The organism is Bacillus sp. JJ1764, from assembly GCF_036962145.1.
Taxonomy (GTDB): Bacteria; Bacillota; Bacilli; order Bacillales; family Cytobacillaceae; genus Neobacillus.
Genome location: NZ_JBALNY010000139.1, coordinates 1 through 558 on the forward strand (window position 1 = coordinate 1; position 558 = coordinate 558).

Below are 558 nucleotides of genomic sequence, written 5' to 3' on the forward strand. Positions count from 1 at the left end.
GTGAAGGATTGGGAGGAAGGCTGCGCATTGTGTTTGAAACTACTCGAAGTGGGCGGTCTCGGGCATACGTTGGGAATCCATGCAGCGGATGAGGGGATTATTCGAGAGTTTGCTTTAAAAAAGCCGGCTGGTAGAATCGTGGTAAATTCCGGGACTACTTTTGGCGGGATCGGGGCAACCACTGGAATTTTTCCTTCTTTGACACTGGGTTGCGGGACATATGGAAACAACATTACCTCTGACAACATTGGTCCACAGCATTTGATGAATATTAAACGGGTGGCATTTGGAATCCGGGAAATGACTGAAGATCCACCGGTAGCAAAAGAGGAGTGGGAGATCACAGAAGAAGAAATCACCAATATTGTCTTACAGGTTCTAACACAATTAAAACCATAATTTAGGAGGGGAATAGAATGAGTGGGGCAACCTCAGCATTAGGAATGATTGAAACAAAAGGGTTAGTCGGAGCGATTGAGGCGGCAGATGCGATGGTAAAAGCTGCAGATGTACGCCTGGTAGGTAAGGTTCAAGTTGGCGGCGGTCTTGTTACCGTGA

2 pseudogenes are annotated in these 558 nt (G+C 47.0%); both read left to right on the top strand.

From position 1 onward, the window contains the following. Positions 1 to 399, top strand: a pseudogene (locus V7083_RS18180) (acetaldehyde dehydrogenase); the annotation flags it as partial. Positions 400 to 446: 47 nt separating this feature from the next. After that, a pseudogene (locus V7083_RS18185) lies at positions 447 to 558 on the top strand (BMC domain-containing protein); the annotation flags it as partial.